General features: G+C 66.3%; 22 protein-coding genes and 1 tRNA gene. 11 read left to right on the forward strand and 12 right to left on the reverse strand.

Features of this window, described 5'->3' with window-relative positions; genetic code table 11:
* Nucleotides 1-64: 64 nt before the first annotated feature.
* The 3 genes from LOC57_RS04480 to LOC57_RS04490 form a co-directional block, all read right to left on the reverse strand.
* Entirely contained in the window at nt 65-1,039 is a 975-nt protein-coding gene (locus tag LOC57_RS04480; protein WP_227912134.1) for an alpha-ketoacid dehydrogenase subunit beta, read from the reverse strand.
* Nucleotides 1,036-2,265, reverse strand: coding sequence for a pyruvate dehydrogenase (acetyl-transferring) E1 component subunit alpha (gene pdhA, locus LOC57_RS04485; RefSeq protein WP_229958402.1), 1,230 nt, complete (start codon nt 2,263-2,265; stop codon nt 1,036-1,038). Before pdhA ends, LOC57_RS04480 begins: the two co-directional genes overlap by 4 nt.
* Before the next feature lie 143 nt (nt 2,266-2,408).
* Nucleotides 2,409-3,548 carry a histidinol-phosphate transaminase gene (locus LOC57_RS04490; protein WP_229958404.1) on the reverse strand — a complete coding sequence of 380 codons (1,140 nt, stop codon included), beginning with the start codon at nt 3,546-3,548 and terminating at the stop codon, nt 2,409-2,411.
* Between the two features lie 41 nt (nt 3,549-3,589).
* Here LOC57_RS04490 and LOC57_RS04495 point away from each other — a divergent pair, with 41 nt between their 5' ends.
* Complete coding sequence (locus tag LOC57_RS04495) at nt 3,590-4,003, forward strand: phage holin family protein (protein ID WP_227912137.1); 414 nt, start codon at nt 3,590-3,592, stop codon at nt 4,001-4,003.
* A gap of 810 nt (nt 4,004-4,813) precedes the next feature.
* Here LOC57_RS04495 and LOC57_RS04500 read toward each other — a convergent pair.
* On the reverse strand, nt 4,814-6,058 hold the full coding sequence (locus LOC57_RS04500; protein ID WP_229958406.1) for a hypothetical protein: 1,245 nt from the start codon (nt 6,056-6,058) through the stop codon (nt 4,814-4,816).
* A 107-nt stretch (nt 6,059-6,165) separates the two neighbouring features.
* Nucleotides 6,166-6,417: a hypothetical protein gene (locus LOC57_RS04505; RefSeq protein ID WP_227925826.1), complete on the reverse strand. Its 252-nt coding sequence runs from the start codon at nt 6,415-6,417 to the stop codon at nt 6,166-6,168.
* A 230-nt stretch (nt 6,418-6,647) separates the two neighbouring features.
* Between LOC57_RS04505 and purB the strand changes: the two genes are divergently transcribed.
* Entirely contained in the window at nt 6,648-8,063 is a 1,416-nt protein-coding gene (gene purB, locus LOC57_RS04510) for an adenylosuccinate lyase (protein WP_227912140.1), read from the forward strand.
* A gap of 273 nt (nt 8,064-8,336) precedes the next feature.
* Nucleotides 8,337-9,050, forward strand: coding sequence for a PadR family transcriptional regulator (locus tag LOC57_RS04515; protein WP_229958408.1), 714 nt, complete (start codon nt 8,337-8,339; stop codon nt 9,048-9,050).
* A gap of 85 nt (nt 9,051-9,135) precedes the next feature.
* Here the strand turns inward: LOC57_RS04515 and rlmN are convergent, their stop codons facing one another.
* Nucleotides 9,136-10,380 (reverse strand): 23S rRNA (adenine(2503)-C(2))-methyltransferase RlmN, encoded by a 1,245-nt coding sequence (rlmN, locus tag LOC57_RS04520; protein WP_229958410.1) that lies wholly within the window; start codon nt 10,378-10,380, stop codon nt 9,136-9,138.
* Between the two features lie 126 nt (nt 10,381-10,506).
* On the opposite strand from rlmN, the gene LOC57_RS04525 reads away from it, so the two are divergent.
* Nucleotides 10,507-11,025: a GNAT family N-acetyltransferase gene (locus LOC57_RS04525; RefSeq protein WP_227912143.1), complete on the forward strand. Its 519-nt coding sequence runs from the start codon at nt 10,507-10,509 to the stop codon at nt 11,023-11,025.
* Between the two features lie 25 nt (nt 11,026-11,050).
* Here the strand turns inward: LOC57_RS04525 and LOC57_RS04530 are convergent, their stop codons facing one another.
* Nucleotides 11,051-11,542 carry a nucleoside deaminase gene (locus LOC57_RS04530; RefSeq protein ID WP_229958412.1) on the reverse strand — a complete coding sequence of 164 codons (492 nt, stop codon included), beginning with the start codon at nt 11,540-11,542 and terminating at the stop codon, nt 11,051-11,053.
* A 238-nt stretch (nt 11,543-11,780) separates the two neighbouring features.
* On the opposite strand from LOC57_RS04530, the gene LOC57_RS04535 reads away from it, so the two are divergent.
* Nucleotides 11,781-12,254 carry a VOC family protein gene (locus tag LOC57_RS04535; RefSeq protein ID WP_229958414.1) on the forward strand — a complete coding sequence of 158 codons (474 nt, stop codon included), beginning with the start codon at nt 11,781-11,783 and terminating at the stop codon, nt 12,252-12,254.
* A 27-nt stretch (nt 12,255-12,281) separates the two neighbouring features.
* Here the strand turns inward: LOC57_RS04535 and LOC57_RS04540 are convergent, their stop codons facing one another.
* The 4 genes from LOC57_RS04540 to LOC57_RS04555 all read right to left on the reverse strand — a co-directional run bounded on the left by LOC57_RS04540 (nt 12,282) and on the right by LOC57_RS04555 (nt 16,499).
* The gene (locus LOC57_RS04540; protein WP_227912414.1) at nt 12,282-13,073 is read right to left on the reverse strand and encodes a carbohydrate ABC transporter permease; all 792 of its coding nucleotides are present in this window, start codon (nt 13,071-13,073) and stop codon (nt 12,282-12,284) included.
* A gap of 106 nt (nt 13,074-13,179) precedes the next feature.
* Nucleotides 13,180-14,124 (reverse strand): carbohydrate ABC transporter permease, encoded by a 945-nt coding sequence (locus tag LOC57_RS04545; RefSeq protein WP_442860704.1) that lies wholly within the window; start codon nt 14,122-14,124, stop codon nt 13,180-13,182.
* The gene (locus LOC57_RS04550) at nt 14,124-15,509 is read right to left on the reverse strand and encodes an ABC transporter substrate-binding protein (protein WP_442860705.1); all 1,386 of its coding nucleotides are present in this window, start codon (nt 15,507-15,509) and stop codon (nt 14,124-14,126) included. Before LOC57_RS04550 ends, LOC57_RS04545 begins: the two co-directional genes overlap by 1 nt.
* A gap of 114 nt (nt 15,510-15,623) precedes the next feature.
* Nucleotides 15,624-16,499: a metal-dependent hydrolase gene (locus tag LOC57_RS04555; RefSeq protein WP_227912146.1), complete on the reverse strand. Its 876-nt coding sequence runs from the start codon at nt 16,497-16,499 to the stop codon at nt 15,624-15,626.
* A gap of 93 nt (nt 16,500-16,592) precedes the next feature.
* Between LOC57_RS04555 and LOC57_RS04560 the strand changes: the two genes are divergently transcribed.
* The 6 genes from LOC57_RS04560 (at nt 16,593) to LOC57_RS04585 (ending at nt 22,562) form a co-directional block, all read left to right on the forward strand.
* Nucleotides 16,593-16,669 (forward strand) — tRNA-Met (locus tag LOC57_RS04560).
* A gap of 199 nt (nt 16,670-16,868) precedes the next feature.
* Nucleotides 16,869-17,489 carry a 2Fe-2S iron-sulfur cluster-binding protein gene (locus tag LOC57_RS04565; RefSeq protein ID WP_229958415.1) on the forward strand — a complete coding sequence of 207 codons (621 nt, stop codon included), beginning with the start codon at nt 16,869-16,871 and terminating at the stop codon, nt 17,487-17,489.
* Complete coding sequence (locus tag LOC57_RS04570; protein ID WP_227912148.1) at nt 17,486-18,565, forward strand: FAD binding domain-containing protein; 1,080 nt, start codon at nt 17,486-17,488, stop codon at nt 18,563-18,565. The genes LOC57_RS04565 and LOC57_RS04570 overlap by 4 nt, the downstream gene beginning before the upstream one ends.
* The gene (locus LOC57_RS04575; protein WP_229958417.1) at nt 18,562-20,640 is read left to right on the forward strand and encodes a xanthine dehydrogenase family protein molybdopterin-binding subunit; all 2,079 of its coding nucleotides are present in this window, start codon (nt 18,562-18,564) and stop codon (nt 20,638-20,640) included. Before LOC57_RS04570 ends, LOC57_RS04575 begins: the two co-directional genes overlap by 4 nt.
* 52 nt (nt 20,641-20,692) lie before the next feature.
* On the forward strand, nt 20,693-21,340 hold the full coding sequence (locus tag LOC57_RS04580) for a GNAT family N-acetyltransferase (protein WP_229958419.1): 648 nt from the start codon (nt 20,693-20,695) through the stop codon (nt 21,338-21,340).
* A gap of 64 nt (nt 21,341-21,404) precedes the next feature.
* A complete protein-coding gene (locus LOC57_RS04585) occupies nt 21,405-22,562 on the forward strand; it encodes an alpha-hydroxy-acid oxidizing protein (RefSeq protein WP_229958421.1) in 1,158 nt (385 codons plus the stop codon).
* 59 nt (nt 22,563-22,621) lie between these two features.
* On the opposite strand, the gene LOC57_RS04590 is transcribed toward LOC57_RS04585, so the two are convergent.
* Nucleotides 22,622-23,251, reverse strand: a complete 630-nt coding sequence (locus tag LOC57_RS04590; protein WP_229958423.1) for a TetR/AcrR family transcriptional regulator — start codon at nt 23,249-23,251, stop codon at nt 22,622-22,624.
* Nucleotides 23,252-23,298 lie beyond the last annotated feature (47 nt).

Here is a 23,298-nt window from a genome sequence, read left to right on the forward strand (position 1 = left end):
TCTTGTATGGGCTGCTGATGGGCGCAGCTAAAAGGGGGCGGGCCGGGTTCCGACGCGAGGTCCGTCAGTAGGAGAACGAGCGGTCCAGCGCCTCCAGCAGGCGGTCAATGTCCGGCAGGTAGTGTTCTTCGACCTTGGCCACAGGGTAGGGCATGTGGAACCCGCCCACGCGGAGCACGGGAGCTTCCAGGGACAGGAACGCCCGCTCGGTCACCCGTGCGGCAATTTCTCCGCCGATGCCGCCGAAGGTGGGTGCCTCGTGCGTGACGATCAGCCGGCCGGTCTTCTTCACCGATTCGGTAACCGTGTCGAAGTCGATCGGCGAGATGGACCGCAGGTCCACCACCTCCACGGAACGGCCGTCCTCCTCCGCCGCGGCTGCGGCAGCCAGGGCCACCGGGACCAGCGGCCCGTAGGCGACGATGGTGGCGTCGGTGCCTTCCCGCACGATGTGCGCTGAGAAGGGGTCCGACGTCGGCGCCGAGGTATCCACCTCGCCCTTGAGCCAGTACCGGCGCTTGGGTTCGAAGACGATCACCGGGTCCTTGCAGGCCACGGCCTGCTGGATCATCCAATAGGCGTCCTGCGGGTTCGACGGCGTAATGATGCGCAGCCCGGCCGTGTGCGCGAAGAGTGCTTCCGGCGATTCGGAGTGGTGCTCGATGGAGCCGATGCCGCCCCCGTAGGGAATCCGGATGACCACCGGTGCGCTGAGCGCACCCTCGCTGCGGGAATGCATTTTGGCCAGCTGGGTGGTGATCTGGTTGAAGCCGGGGAAAACGAAACCGTCGAACTGGATTTCGCAGACAGGCAGGTAACCGCGCAGCGCCAGGCCGATGGCGGTACCGATGATCCCCGATTCAGCCAGCGGCGTGTCCATCACCCGGTCCCGGCCGAAGTCGGCAAGCAGCCCTTCCGTGATCCGGTAGACCCCGCCGAGGGCGCCGATGTCCTCGCCCATCAGCAGCGAGTTCGGGTGGCTTTCCAGCGCGGCGCGCAGTCCGGCGTTGATGGCCTTGGCCATGGTCATGGTGCTCATGCAGTGTGCTCCCGGGAAGCGGAGGTGGTATCGGTGCCGGCGGCGGTGTCCGTGTCGGTGTCGGCGAAGCCAGCTTCGTACCGGCGGTGGGCGTCCAGTTCCTCGCGTACCAGCGGGTGGGCTTCGGCGTATACATCGGCGAAGGCGTCTTCGAAGCCGGGTGCCTCCATCTGCTGCACGTTCTCACGCAGCCGGACGGCCATGTTGGCGCCTTCCTTCCGCAATTCGGCGAAGAAGGCACCGTCGGCCAACCCCTGGCTGCGCAGGAACTTTTCCATCCGCAGCAGTGGATCCCGGTCCAGCCAGGCTTCCTCGTCCGCGCTGACCCGGTATTTAGTGGGGTCGTCCGCCGTCGTATGGGCACTCATGCGGTATGTGAAGGCCTCGATAAGGACCGGACCGCCGCCTGACCGGGCGTGTTCCAGCGCCCAGCGGGTCACCGCGTGGACGGCCAGGACGTCGTTGCCGTCCACCCGTACTCCCGGGAAACCGTAGCCCTGCGCGCGGTTGGCCAGCGGGATCCTGGACTGGACCTCGGTGGGAACGGAAATGGCCCAGTGGTTGTTCTGGCAGAAGAACACCACCGGCGCGTTGTACGAGGCGGCGAACACCATGCCCTCGTGCACGTCGCCTTCGGAGCTCGCGCCGTCGCCGAAGTAGGCCACGGTGGCCGCCTCGGGGAGCTTCGGGTCCACGAGCCGGTCACGCGCCATACCCATCGCATAGCCGACGGCGTGAGGCACCTGTGCGGCCAGCACGAGCGTATAGAGGTGGAAGTTCGCTTCCCGCGGATCCCAGCCGCCGTGGGAGATGCCGCGGAAACGGCGCAGCAGATGCGCCAGCTCCAGTCCGCGGGTATACGCGACGCCGTGCTCGCGGTAGGTGGGGAACACATAGTCCTGGGGCAGCAGGGCGCGGCCCGAACCGATCTGCGCACCTTCCTGACCGGTGAGCGGCACCCACATCACCAGTTCGCCCTGGCGCTGGAGGGCCGTGGCCTCTTCGTCAAAGCGGCGCACCAGGAACATGTCCCGGTAGAACCCGCGCAGCTCTTCGGGACTCAGGTCCTGCACGTAGCTGCTGTAGGCCTCATCCTGCCGGAGCTCGCCGTCAATGGTGAGCAGCTGGACCATGTCCGGGACAGGGTTGTCCTCGGGAGCACCCATCAGGGATTGCTCAAGTCCGGCAGCGTTGAACTCGCTTGCCGGCAGGTGTCCTACGTCCATGCCTGCTCCTCGCCTGGACGGCAAAAGCCGCGCCCGCGCTAGAAATATGCCTCGTCGGGAATACATTCCCTGTTTTGCATATGTGTGGAAGTTACTTCCCACAGCCTAACGACGGCGCGGCTTTTGACCCTACTTAGGACCCGCTAGGAAACCCGCGGCCCTTTTGTATAGGTTGCACATAGCTCCAGGAACCGGGTGTTTGCCTCTTCCTCGCCGATGGTCACGCGCACACCCTCGGTTCCGAAGGCCCGCACCGCCAGGGCCTGCTGCTCTGCCATTGCTGCAAACTCGGGGGTGTTCTCGCCCAATTCCAACCACACGAAGTTTCCCTGGGCCGCCGGAATCTTCCATCCAAGGCCCTGCAGGCCCTCCACGACGCGGGTCCGTTCCGCGACCAGTCCTTGTATCCTCTCCACAAGTTGGTCGTGGTGGCGGAGGGACGCAATGGCTGCCTGTTCAGCGATGGTGGAGACCGCAAACGGGACGGCGGCCACGCGCAGGTGCTCCGTGATGTGCGGGTGGGATACCGAGTAGCCCACCCGCAGTCCTGCCAGCCCGGCACCCTTGGAGAACGTGCGAAGGACCACCACGTTGGGGCGGTTGCGGTACATGTCGATGCCGTTGACGGCGGCCGGGTCACGCACGAAGTCTTCATACGCTTCGTCAATCACCACGATGATGTCGGACGGGACCCGGTCGAGGAAGTCCTCCACCTGTGCGGTGGTCAGGACCGGCCCGGTGGGGTTGTTCGGGGTGCAGAGCAGAATGACCTTGGTGTTTTCGGTAATGGCCGCGGCCATTGCGTCGAGGTCGTGGGTCCCGTCTGCCTGCAGCGGAATCTGCACGCTTGCGGCTCCGGCCAGGCCCACGCTGATGGGGTACGCCTCGAAGGAACGCCAGGCATAGATGACCTCGTCGGCTGTTCCGTCCGGGTTCCGTCCGGCGAAGGTGGCCAGGAGTTGGTTCAGTGCCCCCAAGCTGCCTCCGCCGGTGACGATGTCTTCGGCGGGAATGTCCAGGAAGGCAGAGAGTTCGTTGCGCAGTTCCGTGGAAAGCGGGTCCGGGTAGCGGTTGACCGTGGCATGGTCATTGATCGCTTCCAGGACGGCGGGCAGCGGAGCGTAGGGGTTTTCGTTGGAGGAAAGCTTGTAGCTCTCCAGCCCATTGACGACCACCGGCGGTTTGCCCGCCTTGTACTGCGGCAGTTGGCCCACGATGGGCCGCGGGGAGATGCCGATGGCGGGAAGTACAGCTGCGTCGGTGTCATTCTCGGTAGTGGTCATGGCGTTAACAGTAATGGTCCTGCATCTGCCAGCATGGGTGCATGGTCACACTGTTTCTGCGGATTGTCCTGAACGCCATTGCCCTTTGGGTAGCCAGCTGGCTTCTTCCCGGCCTGACACTGACCTCGGAAACGGGCGGCATGACAGGAAACCCGACCCTGGACACGGTCCTGGCCTACCTTTTTGTCGGCTTGATCTTCGGTTTGGTCAACGCCCTGGTCCGCCCGATTGCGCAGGGCCTGACCCTGCCCCTGGCCATCCTGACGCTCGGGCTTTTCCGGATCATCATCAACGCCGCCATGCTCGAACTCACGGCATGGCTGAGCAGTTACACTCCCATCCGTTTCGAGGTGGATTCCTTCTTCTGGACGGCCATTTTCGGGGCGGTCATCATCAGTGTTGTTTCCATGGTGCTGGACACCGTGACCGGCGCGCGGAGGCGCAGCCGGCGCTAGCGGGCAGCGCTAGTTGTACTCAGGCACCACGTTAGTTACACGGGTGATGGGTGTTTGCCGGCCTGGTTTTCTATGTTGTGACTTCGCTCTAACACTGCTGGAGGCAATGGCGTGATCAGATCTGGAAGCTGGATCGTACCTGCGAGTAACCACAGATTCTCCTTACTGGTATCGCCTCCTCCTGTCGATCAGGCTCGGCTTGTAGAGGCCTTCATGGCATCTCGAGGCCAAGCCGAGCCTGATCCTCTCCAAGATTTGGGACTGCAGGTGGTCACGGGCATTTGGGGAGGGCCAGTGCTAATCAATCTGGAAGTATTGAGCGAGGCACCCACGTTGCTTACACATGATCATTGGGAAGATGTCGAGGAGACATCAGTCAAGCTCGGTGAAGGCACGCTCACTCTGGGTAATGACGAAGTCAGGTCGATAATGATCGGTTCACTGGAGAGTCAGGACCATCATCGGTACAGATTCCGTATCTACTCCTCCGGTCGGGACATCAACCGAGACCAAATAGTAGAGGAGCCCAGTGAACGCTACCTCCTCCAGTGCTGGCCGGAACCGTTGGGTCGACCTCCGTTAGTTTTTCGGAGCGGCTCATCGTACGGCGGCGGCAATTATGAACCTCGCAGTTTGACGGCGAAGATGCTCCACGACCCGCAAGTTGTGGAGAGCTTTGAGTGAAGACCTCTTAGTTTCGGGTGTGTAGTAACCACCAAATCCAAGAGGTCTTCACCTATTTGCCGTGTAACTAACGTGCTGTCTGAGCACAGCTAGCGGCCGGCACTACCGTCCGCAGCGCTCCGGCGGTCATCTGTTGGACGGGAGCCGGCTGAACGGCGGGGTAGGCGTTGAAACGTCCGCGGGTGCGGCTACCCGGGCAGGGGGACGTGCAGGGAGCGGTTCCCGCTCGAAACGGTACAAGTGCCTGGTGGCATGGCCTGCCCCCACCGCCAGCGCGAGCGAGCCCAGTGCGGTCCGCACCGAAGCATCGCCGCTGGCATCCGCGAGCGCCGCACCGTCGAGGTAGTTCTCCAGCCGGTGCGCCGGGCCCAGGCCAGCCGGCTCCCCTTCCGGGGTGGCAACCGGATCCGTCAGGGTCAGGGTGACCCGGTCCGGGGTATCCGGGTTGGGCATGCTGTCGATCCCCGGGACCCAGTCCCGCTCGTGCTCCAGGTGCAGCGCCGGCACACCTGGCGGGAGGTTGGCCGTGCCGGTGGGGCTGCCGGCGCTCAGCACAAAATCCACCTGATACGGGCTCTTAGCGGCGAGGAACGCTGCCACATTGGCGGCATGGTCTCCGCCCTGGCTGTATCCGGACAGCACCACGGAATCGCCGGCTTCCGCGTTAGCCTGCCGGAGTGCGTCCGCCACGGCAGCGGCAACATACTGGCTTTCGCGGCCCCGGGCCTCCCCCATTCCGGCGAGGTCAAACGGCACGGATCCCCCGTCGGAAAACCAGCCCTGCGTGCCCGGCAGGACGACGATAAAGGTGTTTTTGCCGCCCTCCTCGATACGGAGGACTTCGACCACTCCCGGATCGTTTTCGTCCTTGAGCACCTGCGACCGGGCGAGCAGGCCGGCCGCCGTTCCGTCCAGCCGGATGTTCTCCGGCTTCCCGGGAAGCGCGGTTACCGTCACGGGCCGCAGCTCCGTCACCCCTGCAGTCTTCAGCAGCGCCAGGGCCGCCAGCAGGGCCACTTCGTCAGCCACGGAACCCAATGCGGCCTCCATTTGGCCGCGGGTCGGCACCAGGGTTCCTCCGCTGGCTGGCGCTGCCGGCCAGGGGGACACCTCGCCGGCCCAGGGCATCCGCAGCTGCACCCGACCCTCGGTGGCGGCGTAGCTGCGGGCGCTCTCCCGCACGCCCTCGGTGAGCTCCTCGAGCGCGGCCGCCGATCTCCGCAGGGCGAAAGACGCATCAAGCATCCGTGCCCGGACACGGTCCGCGGTCACGGAGCCGCCTCCCCACGCTCCGGCCTCCAGCCACAGGCCATTGACCCGTTTCTCAAGGTTCCGCAGCATGGACGTAGTGGTTCCCAGCCGATCCGCCACCCGTGCAAGATCCTCCAACTGCACCAGAAGTCCGGCCGAACCACCCCTCACTTGGAACGCCGGCTGATCGCGGAAGCTATCCGCAGCCCCGATGGCACCCACCCCGATCAACCTCCCGCGATCATCGCGGCCGGGTCCTGTTCCAGATCTGCGGCGGCCGCCCGCAGCTGGTCCGCCACCCACGGCAGCTCCTGGACAGATGCCGCCAAGGCGTGCCGGAATGCATCTGCAGCAGGCGATACCCAGCGGACGCCCGCCGCCGCGGCCACTTCGTCCTCACGTTGGTCCGTTTCCCCGGCGCAGGCCACCAACTGATGCGCGGTCTCCTGTGCATATGCGGCCGCAGCCATTTGATTCATGGGTTCCTCCGCTGTGCTCTTTCAAGTGCCGTGTTAGTGCTGACCGTGCCTGTGCCCGCCCCACAAAAGCTAGGCGCCACAGCTCACCGCCGACGATGACCGGGCGCAACGGTGGGGACTCCCCCGCCCTCCGTCTCCTACCGGAGGCTCTGTGGAGGAGATGTCATCCGACGTCGCCCTCCGGAAAGTCACACACCGGCTCCAACGCACCGGCATGAAAGAATTGCCGCATGGCCGAATCTGAATCCCGTGTATCCCTTGCCTCCGTGACTCCCGCCATCGCTCTGGGCCCCCTGGACGGCCGGTACCGCAGCACCGCAGCACCGCTGGTGGATTACCTGTCCGAAGCCGCCCTGAACCGCGACCGGACCCACGTGGAGGTGGAATGGCTGATCCACCTCACCAGCAACGCCGTCCTTCCCGGCACCGAACCGCTGAGCGCCCAGCAGCAGCACCAGCTGCGCGAAATCGTCACCGGATTCGACGGCAATTCCGTCACGGAGCTCGGCGAAATCGAGAAGCGCACGGTTCACGACGTTAAAGCCGTGGAGTACTACATTGCGGACCGCCTGGCCGCCGCCGGCATCGAGGACCTCAAGGCACTGGTGCACTTCGGCTGCACCTCCGAAGACGTCAACAACCTCTCCTATGCACTTGGCATCAAGGGCGCCGTGGAGAACGTCTGGCTCCCCGCCGCCCAGCACCTAGTGGACCAAATCGCGGCCATGGCCGAGGACACCCGCAGCATCCCCATGCTCTCGCGCACGCATGGACAGCCGGCCACCCCCACCACCCTGGGTAAAGAACTGGCGGTTACGGTACACCGCCTCTCCCGCCAGCTGCGCCGCATCCGAAACACCGAATTCCTGGGCAAGATCAACGGTGCCACCGGCACCTACGCAGCCCACTACGCGGCAGTGCCGCAGGCCGACTGGCAGCAGGTGGCACGCAGTTTCGTGGAGGGCCTGGGCCTGACCTGGAACCCGCTGACCACCCAGATTGAATCCCATGACTGGCAGGCCGAGCTCTACGCCGACATGGCCCGTTTCAACCGGATCCTGCACAACTTCTGCACCGATGTGTGGAGCTACATCTCCATCGGCTACTTCGCGCAGGTACCCGTGGAAGGCGCCACCGGCTCTTCCACCATGCCGCACAAGGTGAACCCGATCCGCTTCGAGAACGCCGAAGCCAACCTGGAAATCTCCAACGGACTGCTGGACACCCTGGGTTCCACCTTGGTGACCTCCCGCTGGCAGCGCGACCTGACTGACTCCTCTTCGCAGCGCAACATCGGCGTGGCGTTCGGCCACTCCCTCCTGGCCATCTCCAACGTGGCCAAGGGCCTGGAGCGCCTGGATGTGGCAGCGGACGTCCTCGCCGCCGACCTGGACACCAACTGGGAGGTGCTCGGCGAGGCGATCCAGATGGTGATGCGCGCTGAGGCGGTTGCAGGCACCCCGGGCATGGAAAACCCGTACGAACGCCTGAAAGACCTCACCCGCGGACACCGGGTGGATGCCGCCCGGATGAAGGAATTCATTGCCGGCCTTGGCCTTCCGGCCGAGGCGGAAGCCCGCCTGCAGGCGCTCACCCCGGGTAAGTACACGGGCATCGCGGAAGAGCTGGTGAACCACCTGTTGTAGTCCGGGCACGCGGCCAGGCCGCCGCACCCCACGGCACTGTCTGACACACGAGAAGGCACGATTTACCGTTTTCCAGCCGAAAACCGGTAAATCGTGCCTTTTCGTTTCCCCGGGGCGGACCGCCCCAGCGGGAACCGGCACCCCGGTCACACCACCAAACCCTTGAATCCGCGACCGCTCACGATATATCGTGATGTTATTGAAGCGCTTCTTTGAGACTCAGGTTGATGATCGTGCAACGACCAGTGCGAATGTCTTCGGAAGGAGAAGGCCATGCATAAATTCCATCCCTTTGACACCCCGCAGGAGGCGGCCCAGGAGCCGAACCGCTGCCACCGCACCCCCGGAGGGCCGGCAGGCTTTGGCGGATCCGGGCCCGGCGGGCCCGGCGGGCTCGGCGGCTTTGGCCCGGGCGGCCCCCGCGGAGCAGGAGCCATGCCCGGGGGTATGCCGTGGCGGGGCCGCGGCAGGGGCCATCACGGTCCCGGCGGCCGCCGCGCAGGCCGCGGTGATGTCCGCGCGGCCGTCCTGCTGCTGCTCGCCGAGGAACCCATGCACGGTTACCAGCTCATCCAGGCGATCAGCGAACGCACCAATGGCCGCTGGCAGCCCAGCCCGGGCGCCATTTACCCCACGCTTTCACAGCTGGAGGACGAAGGCCTGGTCACCATAGAGGTCCGCGGCGGCCGTAAACTCGCCAGCCTCACCGAGGAAGGGCGGGGCGCCGCACAGGCCGAAACCGGGGATCCGTTCGGGGATTTCACCGGAGCACACAGCGGCCCCGACCTGCGCGGCCTGCTGCATGAGCTGGCCGCCGCCACCCGCCAGGTGGGCATGGCCGGGGATCCCGGACAGGTAGCCGCCGCAGCCGCCCTGCTGGGCGAGACCCGGCGGGCCTTGTACCTGATCCTTGCCGGGGAAACGCCCGAAACAGATACTGACGAAACCGGCGGTGCTCCCGGCACCCCCGGCGCACCCCGGGACTGAGCCCCGGAAGCGGCGGACGTTAAACGACGACGGCGGGCAGGGCATTGTGCCCGGCCCGCCGTCGCTTTCTCCACGGAGCTGGCTGCTAGTCCGCGGCAGCGAGCTGGCCGCAGGCGCCGTCGATCTCCTTGCCGCGGGTATCCCGGATGGTGGTGGGGATTCCGGCGTCGAGCAGGTGGTTGATGAATTCGGAGATGACCTCCGGCTCAGGGGAAGTCCAGATGGAGCCGGGCGTCGGGTTCAGCGGAATGGGGTTCACGTGCACCCAGCCGCGGCCGCGGGCGTTGAGCTTCTTGGCCAGCAGGTCCGCACGCCAGGCGTGGTCGTTCATGTCCTTGATCAGGGCATATTCAATGGACACCCGGCGGCCGGTGACGCGGTAGTAGTTGTACGCGGCATCCAGCGCCTCATCCACCTTCCAGCGGCTGTTGACCGGGATCAGCTCATCGCGCAGCTCATCGTCCGGGGCGTGCAGGCTCAGCGCAAAGGTCACCGGGATGTTCTCCTCGGCGAGCTTCTTGATGGCCGGGACCAGGCCCACGGTGGAGACCGTGATGTTGCGGGCGCTCATGCCCAGGCCCTCGGGGACCTCGGCGGCCATGCGGTGCACGGCGTTCATCACGCGCTTGTAGTTGGCCAGCGGCTCACCCATGCCCATGAACACGATGTTGGTGACGCGCTCGGCGTCGTGGCCGCCGTCGCGCCGCTTGCCGCCCAGGCCGCCTTCCTTGATCACCCGGTTTGCCTGGACAATCTGGTCCAGAATTTCCGCGGTGGACATATTCCGGGTCAGGCCGGCCTGGCCGGTGGCGCAGAACGGGCAGTTCATGCCGCAGCCGCACTGGCTGGACACGCACAGGGTGATCCGGCCGGGGTAGCGCATCAGCACGGACTCAACCAGGGAACCGTCGAAGAGCCGCCACAGGAACTTGATGGTGTCCCCGTTGTCCGTGGTCAGGCGTTTGACCTCGGTGAGCAGCGGAGGGAACATCTCCGCGGCGATCTCGGCCCGGCGTTCCTTCGGCAGGTCGCTCATGGCCTCGGGGTCGGTGGTGTAGTGCTGGAAGTAGTGCACCGAGAGCTGCTTGGCGCGGAAGCCGGGCAGGCCCAGGGACTTCACCTTCTCCTGACGCTCGGCCAGCGTCATGTCGGCCAGATGCGCCGGCGGCTGGGATACGCGCGGCGACTTGAACTGCAGCAGCGGGCGGCCGTCCGGTTCCTTGGCCTGTTCCCAACCCTCCGTGGCAGGGCGGACCTGGGGTCCGGTGGCGGTGGGAAGCGCGCGGGCGGGGCGCTGCTTTTTTGCGGGGGGAATTTCGAGGCTTGACATCGCCACTATTCTCGCACGGTTCGCACGCCCGGAACATTCCTTTTGCCCGTCAGCCACATCACGGAAACACGGTGGAAACCCGCTGCTCCTAGCGTGGGGGCATACCCCTTGGCCGCTGGAGGCAGCATGTCGGATTTGCGACCCTTTTCCGGATTCCGTCCCTACTCGACCCCGCACCTGCGGATCCGCGAAGTGCCCTGGACCAACCCGGTGGGCGCGGACCTGCGCGAAGCCCAGCAGGCCGAACTGGATGCCCGCTACGGCAGCACCGCCCACGATCCGCATCCGCCCGGAGCCGCAGACTCGGCTGTGTTCCTGGTGGCCTACGAGCGGAGCACCGGGCAACCGCTGGGCTGCGGCGGGCTGCGGCGCGTGGATTCCGTGACCGCGGAAATCAAGCGGGTGTACGTCCTGCCCTATGCCCGCGGTTCAGGAGTGGCGACGGCGGTCCTCGCGGCCCTGGAAGCACGCGCCAAGCAGATGGGCTACGCCGTCCTGACGGCCGAAGCCGGATCCGCCCAACCGGACGGCCGCCGCTTCTACGAAAACGGAGGCTACAAAGTGGTGCCGAACTTTGGCGCCTACCTGGGCTCGGACGGTTCCACCTGCTACTCCAAGACCATCGGCGCGGCGGTGCCGTTCTGACCTGCGGTGAAGTCCCGCCGGCGCCTTAGTAGTCGACCCGTCCGGCGGCAGCGGTCCAGGCATCGAAGGGCGCTGTGGCCGGCACGCCGTCCACTGCCAGCTGGTTCACCTGCATGGAGCGGCGCTCCAGCGGCGTTTCGAAGTATTCGTAGAACGCGGCGTCGTCGAAACCCGCGGCGGCGGCGTCGTGCCGGTCGGCGGCGAAGACCACCCGGTCCACCCGCGCCCACAGCGCCGAGGCCAGGCACATGGGGCACGGCTCGCAGCTGGTGTACAGCACGGCCCCGGTGAGGTCGAACGTGCCCAGGGTGGCACAGGCATTGCGGATGGCGGTGACTTCGGCATGCGCGGTCGGATCATTGTTGGCCGTCACCCGGTTTACGCCCTCAAAGGCTGCCCCCTCGGCGGTGACGACGACGGCGCCGAACGGCCCGCCGTCGTCGGCTACGTTCGCGGTGGCCAAGCTAATGGCCTGGGACAGGTAGACGTCGTCGGTGGTCAAGTCATCCGTGCTCATGTGGCTTCTCCCGTGGGTCCTGATGCAGTGCCGATGCAGGTATGCCAGGTAGATAACCGGAGATGCCGGCCCGCCTTCGCAGCTGCGAGATTAGCAGTTTTCCGGGCGGCAGCGAATATGGGCGGCGTCACGAACGGACATCCGGTTTCCGTTCCCCCGGACGGGGCTTTCGGCTACCCGTTGTCACGGCCTTCGGCCGGTGGGAACGTGAAAAGTACCCCGCCCGAAAGGACCAGCCATGGAACGCATGATTTTCCCCAACCTCCCCGTCGCGGACCTGAAAACCGCGGAGAACTTCTACCTGGGCCTCGGCTTCACCAAGGACCCGCAATTCAGCAACGACCAGGGCACCGCCATGGTCATATCGGACAGCATTGTGGTGATGCTGCTGCAGCAGGATTTCTACCAGGGATTCCTGCCGCAGGGCGACACACCGCACCTCGCTTCCTCCGGCAAGGAAGTGCTGAACTGCCTCAGCTGCGACAGCCGCGACGAAGTGGACCGGTTCCTGTCCGCCTGCCAGACGGGCGGCGGCGCCGTTTACGCCCCGGCGGAGGAACGGATGCCGGGCATGTACAGCGGCTCCGCCACGGACCCAGACGGCCACGTCTGGGAGTTCCTGTGGATGGACCCGGCCAACACCGGGGAGGCCGAACGAACCTTCGAGGTCTCCTCGAACGCCACGGTGCAGGAGCAGAACCAGGCCCTGTAAGCACGGGTTCCCCCAACCCGGTGTCCCCTACTTGACGGCGCCCATCGACAGTCCTCGCACCAGCTGTTTCTGCGCCACCCACCCGGCCAGGACCACCGGCAGCGACGCCAGGACGGAAGCGGCCGAGAGCTGTGCCAGGAACAGTCCCTCACTGGTCATCTGGGACACCAGGAACACCGGGACCGTGGCGGACTTTCCGGCGGTCAGGATCAGGGCAAAAAAGAACTCATTCCACGCGAAAATGACGCAGATGAGGGCGGTGGCCGCCAACCCTGGCGCGACCATGGGCATCAGCACCCGCCACAGCGTTTTCATCAAGCCGGCACCATCCATCTGTGCCGCCTCCAGCACCTCGCCGGGGACTTCCAGGAAGAACGAGCGCATCATCCACACCGCAATGGGCAGGTTCATGGAGGTGTACAGGACCACCAGGGTCCACACGTTGTCCAGCACCTTCAGCTGCCCGGCAATGACGTAGATGGGCATAATCACGGCTACCACCGGCAGCATGCGGGTGGAGATGAAGAAGAACAGCACATCGGATGTCTTTTTCACCGGCCGGATACTCACCGCGTAGGAGGCCGGGACCGCCAGCGCGATCACCAGGATGGTGGAGACCCCGGTAGCGATGGCCGAGTTGGCAAAGTAGCTGCCGGCCCCGCCCGACAGCACCGCCCGGTACTGGTCCAGGGTGGGCGCGAAAAAGAAGACCGGAGGCGACGACGCCGCAGCGGACTCCTGCTTGAAGGAGGTCAGCACCATCCACAGCACCGGGGAGAAGAAGATCAGTGCCAGCACCCAGGTGACGGTGGTGAGGATTGGGCCGGAATTGAACCGGCGGACCGGCTTGCGGACGGTTCGCCCGGAGGGGGCCGGCGTTTCCTTGCCGGCGGGAGTGGGGGCAGCAGTCTGGGTAGCCACGTCGTTAGTCCTTTACGTCGAAGCTTCGGAAGATCAGGCGCAGCGCGAGGGTGGCAACAACCATGGTTGCAATGACCACCACCACGCCCATTGCGGCGGCCTGGCCGACGTCGAAGCCCAGGAACGCGCGCTGGTAAATGTAGAACGGCAGGTTGGCACTTGCCGTACCCGGCCCGCCTGCGGTCATCAGGTAGATCTGGTCGAAGGTGTTCACCACGTAAATGGCCCCGAGCAGGACGCCCAGTTCGATATACCGGCGCAGCTGGGGAAGGGTGACCGACACGAAGGTCCGCCACCAGCCGGCACCGTCCACCTGCGCTGCTTCGAGCACGTCCTTTGACTGTGCCTGCAGGCCGGAGAGGACCAGCAGCATCATAAACGGGGTCCATTGCCACACCAGCGCCATGAGGATGGAGACGATGGGGTGCTGCGACGTCCAGTCCACCGGCGGGATTCCCACCAGCCCGATCAGCCAGTTCAGGAGGCCGTAGCTGGGGTTGAGGATGGAAATGGACCACAGCAGCGAGCTGGCCACCGGCATGATCAGGAACGGGGTGATCAGCAGGGTGCGCACAATCCCGCGGCCGGGAAAGGAGCGGTCCAGCAGCAGCGCAAAGACAATCCCCAGCACCATTGCGAAAAGCACGCAGCCGACCGTGAAGATGACACTGTTCAGGGCCGCGCCGCGGAACGTGGAATCGGAGAAGATGTCCACGTAGTTGGACAACCCGACAAACTTGTTGCCCTGCGGACGCAGCAGGTTCCAGTTCTGGAGCGAATACCAAAGGGTAAACAGGAACGGGATCTGGGTGACGATCAGGGTGAAGATCAGCGCCGGAAGCAGCGGCAGCCGCCGCCGCCATCCTTCCGCCGATGACATTCCGCCGCCCTGCCGCTCCTCGGCGGCCTTCCGCGCCCGGACCTGCTGGCGGGCTACCAAGGTGGACATCAGCCGCCTCCGTCCTGGTAGCCTTCGGCCACCGTCTCTGCGTAGCTCTGGGACTGCTCAAGTGCTTCCTGCACCGTTTGCTGGCCGGCAATCGCAGCCGAAATCTGCTGGGCCACCCGTGTGCCAAGGTCCTGGAATTCGGGGATGCCGACAAACTGCAGGCCCGTGTAGGGCACCCCCTGGTTCATGCTGTTTTCCTGCGACGCTCCCGCCATGGCGTTGAGGGTGGGCTCCGCATAGGCCTCGGCAATCTCGGCGTATTCGGGGATCTCGTAGGTGGAAAGCCGGCTGCCCGGCGGCACCCGCTCCCAGCCGATCTCGTTGCCGACCAGCTTGATGTAGTCCTTATTGGTCATCCAGGACACAAAATCCCAGGCAGCGTCCTTCTGCTCACTGGTCGAAGGAATGGCAAGCGACCAGCTGTACAGCCAGCCGGCGGAGTCCGTTTCCTGGACAGGTGCTGGCGCGTAGCCGGTTTTGCCCACCACCAGTGACGACGAAGGGTCCTCGATAGCGGAAACCATGGCGGTGGCGTCGTACCACATGGCGGTGTTGCCCTGGCTGTACAGGGTCAGGCAGTCCCCGTAGCCGCTGGTGGCCGGTCCGGCCTGCCCGTAGTTCTGCACCAGGTCCACATAATCCGTCACCGCCGCCTCGACCTCAGGGGAGTCCAGGGTGGCGTTCCAGTCCTCGTCGAACCAGCGCCCGCCGTAGGTGTTGATCATGGTGTCCAGCGGGGCCATCACCTCGCCCCAGCCGGCCAGGCCGCGCAGGCACACGCCGCTCATGTCGGCGTCCGGGTCATCCAAAGTTTCGGCGAATCCGCGGATGTCGTCCCAGGTGGGCTGCTCCGGCATGGTCAGTCCGGCTTCTTCAAACAGGTCCTGGCGGTAGGCCACAAAGGAGGACTCACCGTAGAACGGAACCGAATAAAGGTCCCCCTCGTAGCTGAGCGCCTCGCGAATGTTCGGCACAAAGTCCTCGGGGTCATACCCCTCGGTGGAATCCGCGTAATCCTGCAGGTTGGTGATCCACCCGTTTTCCGCCCACATGGGCGTTTCGTAATTGGAGATCATCACGACGTCGAATTCCCCGCCCTGAGTCGCCACGGAGGCGGTGATCTTTGCCCGGGCCTCGTTTTCCGGAAGGGATACAAAACTGACATCGATATCCGGATACTGGGCCTTGAATTCATTCTGGAGCGAGATGGCGTCCTGCATCTGCGGGTTCGACACAATAGCCACGACAATTTCCTTGTTGCCCCCGGCGTCCGCGTCGCCGCCGCAGCCGGTGAGCACCAGGCCCGTCACGGCGGCGCAGGCCATAAACTGCCGGAGCCGGAAGTGTTCCCTGCGGCGGGTCCGCCTGCTGGGTGGGAATCCCATATGGTCACCTTTGCTCATTTGAGATATCGGTACCGCTGCGTAGGCCGTGACACTACGTCCAGAGCTCCCGTCCGGGCAAGACTCCGGACCCGGAAAGGGGAAAAGAATAATCAGCTACGCGGAAACGTAAGTATTCATCACCACTTCGACGGCGCCGTCGAGCGTTTCGGAAGTCAGCCGGACGGAAATACCCGATATGTCCGCCAGGGAAGACAGATGGGTCCCGCCGCAGGGCATGCTGACCGTTCCGTCGGGAAGTTCGCATACCCAGCGCCGCATTCCGGTGAGCAGCTCCGATTCCCGGTCAATGCGCACCTTCGCTCCGGACGCCGTCCACGCCGCAAGGGCCGCATTCACGCCGGCCTCAACGGCAGCCAGATCCGCCAGCAGAGCCTCAGACTGGAAACCTTTGCGGCGCAGCGACTTCCCCAGCCGGTACACGTCCCGCGAGCCGAATTCCCTGATGGCAGTGGTTTCAACAGCCAGCGCGTCGAAGTTCGGGTTGCCCGCGGCGTCGGGCTGGACGTCCTTCTTCCACCCGTGGGCCAGCTGCCGGTTCAGGGCCAGGGACGCCAGGTGGCAGGCGGTATGTCCGGCGGAGATCCCCGCCCGGTAGCCTTCATCGACCCGGAACCGAACCTCGGCGCCTTCGGCGAGGACGGTCCCGGCGGGCAGGATGTGCACCACCGTAAAAGCCCACCCCTCCGTGCCTTTCCGGACCGGAATATCCCGCCCCAGGAACAGTGTGCTGCCGTCGGTGGCGCCCACAATGCAGTCGGCCACCGGTACCTCGGTACCCTCCGGCGTCGTCAGCGTTGCCCGGTCCGGTCCCTGGTCCGGCCATCCCGCATCCACCGGATGCACGGGTGTGGCATCCACCAGGACCGCCAGCCGCCCGTCCGGGAGGGTCTCGGTGTGCAGAACCGTTCCGGCGCCGGTGAGGGCGCCTGCAGGGTAGGTGACGGCGGTATCAGCGGTAGGCATAGTCATCGGCCCACCCTACCGAAGCGGACCGACCGCAAATGTGAACAGGACCACAGGATTACGCGGCAGGGAGAATGTGCGGTAAAGTCGTAACCACGCCGCGGGGTGGAGCAGTTCGGTAGCTCGCTGGGCTCATAACCCAGAGGTCGCAAGTTCAAATCTTGCCCCCGCAACCAATAAAAAGATCCCGATCCGGATTCCCGGATCGGGATCTTTTGTGTTTGGCCAGCCGCAGGTGGACTGCCCCCAGTAAGCGGATCCCCGGCACTGGGGTCTCGGTCCACCCACCGTTGGCAGCGCCTTTTGGTTGTTCCATTCCCTCCCCTTCCGGTAAGTTGCAGAAACGATCCGTCAACGGAGAGGCGGCACACTCTTATGGAAGCCCGGATAACCCTGTTGGTGGACGGCACACCGCGCACCTTGACGGTGGATACCCGCACCACGGTCCTGGACGCGCTGCGGAACCTGCTGGGCGTCACCAGCCCCAAGAAGGGCTGCGACCACGGCCAGTGCGGGGCCTGCACGGTGCTGCTGGACGGACGCCGCGCCAACTCCTGCCTCACCTTGGCGGTGGCGCACGAGGGCGCTGACATCGTCACTGCGGAGGGCCTGGCCGGCGGTACGCCCGACGGCGGGCTGCACCCCGTCCAGCGGGCCTTCCTGGAGCAGGACGCGTTCCAGTGCGGCTACTGCACCCCCGGCCAGATTTGCTCAGCCGCAGGCATCATTGAAGAGGCCGCGGCCGGGCACCCTTCCACCGCCACCGAAGACCTGCAGGCCGAGGGCGGGATCGAGCTCAGTGACGCGGAGATCCGCGAGCGCATGAGCGGGAACCTGTGCCGCTGCGGCGCCTACGTAAACATCGTGGCCGCGGTAAGGCAGGCCGCGGAGGCAGCCGCCGCCCGGCGAGGCGGCGTCCCCGATCCGGCAGAACCCGCCGTGGAGGATTCTCCCACTGCGGAATCCATGCCCTCCCACGTTGAGGAGCGGTCATGATTCCCTTCGACTACCGCCGCGCGGAGGACGCCGCCGCCGCCGTCGCCCTGGTCAGCGCCAACCCGGACGCCGCCTTCCTCGCCGGCGGCACCAACCTGGTGGACCGGATGAAGCTGGGCATTGCCGATCCGACACTGCTGGTGGACATCAGCCGGCTGCCGCTGGACACCGTGGACGTGCAGGAGGACGGACGGGTGCGGATCGGCACGAATGTCCGCAACGCGGACCTCGCGGCCAACACATTTGTCCGCAGCCGCTATCCGGCCCTGGCCCAGGCACTGCTTGCCGGCGCATCCGGGCAGCTGCGCAACCTTGCCACCACCGGCGGAAACCTGCTCCAGCGCACCCGCTGCGTGTACTTCCAAAACCCCACCACACCGTGCAACAAGCGCGAACCCGGCACCGGATGCTCCGCCGTCGACGGCTACACCCGCTACCACGCCATCCTCGGCGCGTCCGAGGAGTGCATAGCCACCCATCCTTCCGACATGGCTGTGGCCCTCGCTGCCCTTGACGCTTCGGTGGTGGTCCTGGGTCCGGCCGGTGAAAGGATTCTTCCGCTCAGCGAGTTCCACCGGCTGCCCGGCAACGAGCCGCAACGGGATACCGTGCTCGAGCACGGAGAGCTGATCACCGCCGTCGAGCTGCCCCCGGCACCCGCCCGCTCCGCCTACCGCAAGGTGCGGGACCGCGCGTCGTACGCCTTTGCCCTGGTCTCCGTGGCCGCGGCACTGGAACTGGAGGACGACGGCGTGAATCCACCGGTTATCCGCGACGTCCGCATTGCCCTGGGCGGGGTGGCGCACAAACCCTGGCGTGCGCTGCAGGCCGAGGCAGTGCTGCGCGGGGCGCCGGCCACGATCGCCGCCTTCCGTGCCGCGGCGGACGCCGAACTGGCCCAGGCGCGGCCGCTAAGAGGGAACGGCTTCAAGGTACCGATGGTCCGCAACACCATGGCCGCCGTCCTGCGGGACCTGGCCGGGCTGCCCGCACCGGACGCGGGCGCTGCGGGAACCGGCCATCCGGAAGGTCCGGACGGCCCGGAAGATGCCGGCTGGGAGGAGCAAACCCCATGACCATGCCCGCCTCCGCCATTGGCACGCCGTTTGAACGGCTCGACGGCGAACTCAAGGTCACCGGCACCGCCCCGTACGCGTATGAGCAGCCGGTAGAGAACCCCGTCCACCTGTATCCCGTCCTCTCCACCATTGCACGCGGCCGGGTGGAGCGTGTGGACACCGCCGAAGCAGAGGCGCTGGACGGGGTCCTGACCGTGCTCACCGCCGAAACAGCGCCTCGTCTGGCGGACACCTCTGACCGCGAACTGGCCGTCCTGCAGGACACCCGCGTGGGCTACCGCGGGCAGATCGTGGCCGCTGTCCTGGCGGAAACCCCGGAAACCGCGCGGCAGGCGGCCGACTCCGTGAAGGTGACGTACGCAGCGGAGCCGTTTTCCGCCCAGCTGCGCGCTGATGACCCGGCGCTCTACGCGCCGGAGGAACTCAACGCCGGCACGCCCACGGACAGCAGCCAGGGCAACGCGGAGTCCGCCTTCGACACGGCAGCCCTGAAGATCGACCAGACCTATTCCACCCCGCCCGAACACAACAATCCGCTGGAACCGCACGTCACCGTGGCGCAGTGGGACGGCGCTACCCTGACCCTCTGGGACTCCACCCAAGGGGTGCATACGGTGAAGGGCACCCTGGCGCAGGTCCTGGGCCTTGATGAAGGCCAGGTGCGGGTGATCGCCCCGCACGTGGGCGGCGGCTTCGGGTCCAAGGGGATGCCGCACGTACACGTGGTGATGGCCGCCCTGGCCGCGCAGTGCACGGACGGGCGGCCGGTGAAATTCCCGGTCAGCCGCCAGCAGATGTATTCACTGACCAGCCACCGCACCCCCAGCATCCAGCACATCCGGCTTGGCGCCGCCGACGACGGCCGGCTCACCTCCATGTCCCTGGACATCGTGGAACACACCTCCCGGATCAAGGAATTCGCCGAGCAGACCCCTGCCCCGTTCCGGATGATGTACGCCGCCCCCAACCGGCGCACCACCACCCGCCTGGCGCCGCTGGATATCCCGGTGCCGTCCTGGATGCGGGCTCCCGGCGAGTGCCCCGGAATGTTCGGTCCCGAAGTGGCCATGGACGAACTCGCGGCCGCAGCGGGACTGGACCCGATTGAACTGCGCCGGCGCAATGAACCGGAGACCGACCCGGAAACCGGCAAACCCTGGTCCAGCCGGCATCTGCTGGAGTGCTTTGAGCTGGGCGCGGAACGGTTCGGCTGGGACCGGCGGGTCACCCGGCCCCGGTCCGTGCAGGAGGACGGCTGGCTGGTGGGCATGGGCACCGCCAGCGCCGTTTATCCCTTTATGCGCCAACCGTCCAACACCGCCCGGATCGGCTATGAGCAAGACGGGATCTACTCCGTGCAGATAGGCGCTGCGGACATCGGCACCGGATCCTGGACGGCACTGACGCAAATAGCCGCCGACGCGCTGCGGGTGCCGGTGAACCGGATCCGCCTTGGAATCGGCGACACCCGTTTCCCGGTCGCCAGCGTGGCCGGCGGGTCCTCCGGCACGGCCAGCTGGGGCGGCACAATCATCGCCGCCGCACGCGCATTCCGGGCGGACCACGGCGAGCACCCCTCCCCCGGCGCCGCCACCGAAGCGCAGCCGCCCGAAGACGCCGAAGCACAGGAGTACGCCCTCTACTCCTTCGGTGCGCATTTCGCCGAGGTGCGCATCAATGCCGATACGGGGGAAATCCGGGTGCCCCGGATGCTCGGGGTTTTCTCCGCCGGACGGATCATCAACCCCCGCACGGCCCGGTCCCAGTTCCTCGGCGCCATGACCATGGGCCTGGGCATGGCGCTGCACGAGGCGGGCGTCATGGACCCGCGGTTCGGCATCTTCGTCAACCACGACCTGGCCGAATACCACATCCCCACCAACGCGGACGTGCTGGACATGGAGGCCCTGTGGATTGAGGACGACGACGAGCACGCCGGCCCGCTGGGCGCCCGCGGCATCGGGGAAATCGGGATTGTGGGCAGCGCGGCGGCCATCGCCAACGCCGCCTACAACGCCTCCGGCGTCCGGGTGCGGGACCTGCCCCTGACACCGGACAAGTTCCTGGCATAACGAAGCGGTGCGTGGCGCCGCCGCCGGCCTGCGGTGTGCCAAACTGGCGCCCATGACTGCCGTGCGTCCCCTTCCCGCCGTCCTCGCGGGCCGGTTTGTCCGGCTTGAACCGTTGACCGCTGATCTGCTGCCCCAGCTGTACCGGGCCATTGCGGTGCCCGAGGTGTTTGCCGGCGGCTACGGCGGCGGCCCGGCGGGGCTCCGCGAGGATTTAGACGGGTTCACTGAGTGGGCGCGGAGGTATTACCGGTGGAATGAACTGCCCTTTGCGGTCCGCCTTCTGGCCGGGACGGACGCCGGCACGGTGGTGGGCACCAGCAGCCTGGCCGACCTGGAGCTGCACACGGAATCGGCCCAACTGGGATGGACTGCCTATTCGCCTTCCGTCTGGGGCACCGCCGTGAACCCAGAGACCAAGCTCCTGCTGCTGGGACATGCCTTCGCGGCCGGATTAGGCCGCATCACCATTCAGGCGGACGCCCGCAACGAGCGGTCCCGGGCCGCCATCAGCGGGATCGGCGCGGCGTTCGAAGGCATCCGCCGCCGGGACCGGCGCCGCGCCGACGGCAGCTGGCGGGATACGGCCGTGTATTCGCTCCTTGCGGAGGAATGGCCGCAGGTCCGGGCGGGGCTCGAACAAAGGCTGGACCGGTTCGCCGGCCCAGCGGGTCGCGCCGCTGCCAAGAGCGCCCGGGAGTAGCATTTCCGCCACAGGAGCATTCCGGCGACGGCGCCGCGAATGAGATGAAACGGGGACAACAATCGTGAGCGCTAACTTCGGCGACTATCAGCTGGGCATTTACATGAACGGAGCACGGGGAACACTTCCCGGGCTGCCGATGGGCTTTGCCGCCACGGAGGAACTGGCGCAGACCGTCATGGATCCGCGGGTCCTGGGCTACGTGGCCGGCGGCGCCGGCGATGAACACACCCAGCGGGCCAATGTTGCAGCCTTCGAGCGGTTGGGCATCATGCCCCGGATGCTCGTGGGCGCGGCACAGCGGGACCTGGGCATCGACCTGTTCGGGCATCATCTGCCCTCACCCTTGTTCTTCGCGCCCGTGGGCGTGCTGGGCGCAGTGGCCGACGACGGCGACCTGGCCACCGCGGCGTCGTCGTCCGAGCTGGGCATACCGATGGTGGCTTCCACCCTCGCCTCCGCACCGCTGGAACAGGTCCGCGCAGCGGCCGGTGAAACACCCGGATTCTTCCAGCTCTACCCGCCCGCAGACCGGGAACTGGCCGAGAGCCTGGTGCACCGCGCCGAAGCAGCCGGTTACACGGGCATCGTGATCACCCTGGACACCTGGGTCAACGGCTGGCGTCCGCGCGACCTCAGCGCCGCCTACCTGCCGATGCTCTCCGGCCAGTGCCTGGCCAACTACCTCACGGACGACCGCTTCCGGAAGCTGCTGGCCGAGCAGGGCTCCGCCGATCCCGCCGCCGCCGTGATGCTGTGGGCATCCCTGTTCGGAAATCCCACCATGACCTGGGAGGACCTGGCGTGGTTCCGCTCCCTGACCAAGCTGCCGATCCTGCTCAAGGGCATCTGCTCCCCGGAGGACACCCGGCGCGCCCTGGACGGCGGGATGGACGGCATCTACTGCTCCAACCACGGCGGCCGCCAGGCCAACGGCGGCATCCCCGCCATCGACTGCCTTCCCGGCGTGGTGGAAGCGGCCGACGGCGCCCCGGTGCTGTTTGATTCAGGGGTGCGTTCCGGGGTGGATGCTCTGCGTGCACTGTCCCTGGGGGCCACCGCCGTGGGGATCGGCCGGCCGTACGTGTACGGGCTGGCCGCGGGCGGACAGGCCGGGGTAACGCATGTGATGCGCAGCCTGCTGGCCGAGGCGGACCTCACCATGGCCGTCAACGGCTACCCGGACCTGGCCTCGCTGAGGGGAGCCCTGCACCGGCTCTAGGGGGCCGGTGCAGCTGCTGGCCGCCGGGACGGTGCTGATGGCAGTTACCGCGGGCGGGACTAACCCGCCTGCGGGAAACCGTCCCGCGGCCACCAGGCAGGCAGCAGGTTCCGCAGGGAGGCCAGCCATGCTTCGGCGTCGTCGTCCTCGCTGATGACCCACTGCTCAAACCAGGAGGCGTAGGCGCCGCCCAAAAATCCCGCCGTGGCCTCCAGATTGATGTCCGGCAACACCTCGTGCGCCTGCCAGACGTGCAGTGCCAGGAGAATCCGCAACCGCAGGTCCTCGACGAGGACGCCCAGGAACGTCTCCGTATGGAACAGGGCCCGGTAGACGCGCTGCTCATCCTTGGTGTGCCGCAGGATCTGCCGGATGGACTCTACGTAAAGGTCCCCGATCTCCGCGACAGTCCGCCCGGTCCCGCGCTGGTCCAGGTCCACGGTGCCCAGCCGGTCCACCACGCCAGCGTATACGGAGGCGGCAAAGTCGAAAATGTTCCGGTAATGGCCGTAGAACGTGGTGCGGTGCACCCCTGCCTGGCGGCAGAGCGCCGACACGCTGATGTCTGCCAGTTCATGCTCCCGGAGCAGCTCCCAGAGGCCTGCTTCAAGCGCTTCGCGGGTGCGGGCAGTCCGGGGTTCTTCCGGGGAGTGCCGCCGTAGCGGCTTGGGGTCTTCCGGTGCTGGCATGAAATTAATCTTCGCAGATACACCGAAGGGCCCTGCCTAGGCGGGGC

Source organism: Arthrobacter sp. zg-Y750, assembly GCF_020907365.1.
GTDB lineage: Bacteria > Actinomycetota > Actinomycetes > Actinomycetales > Micrococcaceae > Arthrobacter_B.

What these genes read in the sequence shown, in the direction of transcription:
- LOC57_RS04480 (WP_227912134.1), bottom strand. Translation starts at nt 1,039, where the DNA reads ATGAGCACCATGACCATGGCCAAGGCCATCAACGCCGGACTGCGCGCC.
- pdhA (WP_229958402.1), bottom strand. Translation starts at nt 2,265, where the DNA reads ATGGACGTAGGACACCTGCCGGCAAGCGAGTTCAACGCTGCCGGACTT.
- LOC57_RS04490 (WP_229958404.1), bottom strand. Translation starts at nt 3,548, where the DNA reads ATGACCACTACCGAGAATGACACCGACGCAGCTGTACTTCCCGCCATC.
- LOC57_RS04495 (WP_227912137.1), top strand. Translation starts at nt 3,590, where the DNA reads ATGGTCACACTGTTTCTGCGGATTGTCCTGAACGCCATTGCCCTTTGG.
- LOC57_RS04505 (WP_227925826.1), bottom strand. Translation starts at nt 6,417, where the DNA reads ATGAATCAAATGGCTGCGGCCGCATATGCACAGGAGACCGCGCATCAG.
- purB (WP_227912140.1), top strand. Translation starts at nt 6,648, where the DNA reads ATGGCCGAATCTGAATCCCGTGTATCCCTTGCCTCCGTGACTCCCGCC.
- LOC57_RS04515 (WP_229958408.1), top strand. Translation starts at nt 8,337, where the DNA reads ATGCATAAATTCCATCCCTTTGACACCCCGCAGGAGGCGGCCCAGGAG.
- rlmN (WP_229958410.1), bottom strand. Translation starts at nt 10,380, where the DNA reads ATGTCAAGCCTCGAAATTCCCCCCGCAAAAAAGCAGCGCCCCGCCCGC.
- LOC57_RS04525 (WP_227912143.1), top strand. Translation starts at nt 10,507, where the DNA reads ATGTCGGATTTGCGACCCTTTTCCGGATTCCGTCCCTACTCGACCCCG.
- LOC57_RS04530 (WP_229958412.1), bottom strand. Translation starts at nt 11,542, where the DNA reads ATGAGCACGGATGACTTGACCACCGACGACGTCTACCTGTCCCAGGCC.
- LOC57_RS04535 (WP_229958414.1), top strand. Translation starts at nt 11,781, where the DNA reads ATGGAACGCATGATTTTCCCCAACCTCCCCGTCGCGGACCTGAAAACC.
- LOC57_RS04545 (WP_442860704.1), bottom strand. Translation starts at nt 14,124, where the DNA reads ATGTCCACCTTGGTAGCCCGCCAGCAGGTCCGGGCGCGGAAGGCCGCC.
- LOC57_RS04550 (WP_442860705.1), bottom strand. Translation starts at nt 15,509, where the DNA reads ATGGGATTCCCACCCAGCAGGCGGACCCGCCGCAGGGAACACTTCCGG.
- LOC57_RS04555 (WP_227912146.1), bottom strand. Translation starts at nt 16,499, where the DNA reads ATGACTATGCCTACCGCTGATACCGCCGTCACCTACCCTGCAGGCGCC.
- LOC57_RS04565 (WP_229958415.1), top strand. Translation starts at nt 16,869, where the DNA reads ATGGAAGCCCGGATAACCCTGTTGGTGGACGGCACACCGCGCACCTTG.
- LOC57_RS04570 (WP_227912148.1), top strand. Translation starts at nt 17,486, where the DNA reads ATGATTCCCTTCGACTACCGCCGCGCGGAGGACGCCGCCGCCGCCGTC.
- LOC57_RS04575 (WP_229958417.1), top strand. Translation starts at nt 18,562, where the DNA reads ATGACCATGCCCGCCTCCGCCATTGGCACGCCGTTTGAACGGCTCGAC.
- LOC57_RS04580 (WP_229958419.1), top strand. Translation starts at nt 20,693, where the DNA reads ATGACTGCCGTGCGTCCCCTTCCCGCCGTCCTCGCGGGCCGGTTTGTC.
- LOC57_RS04590 (WP_229958423.1), bottom strand. Translation starts at nt 23,251, where the DNA reads ATGCCAGCACCGGAAGACCCCAAGCCGCTACGGCGGCACTCCCCGGAA.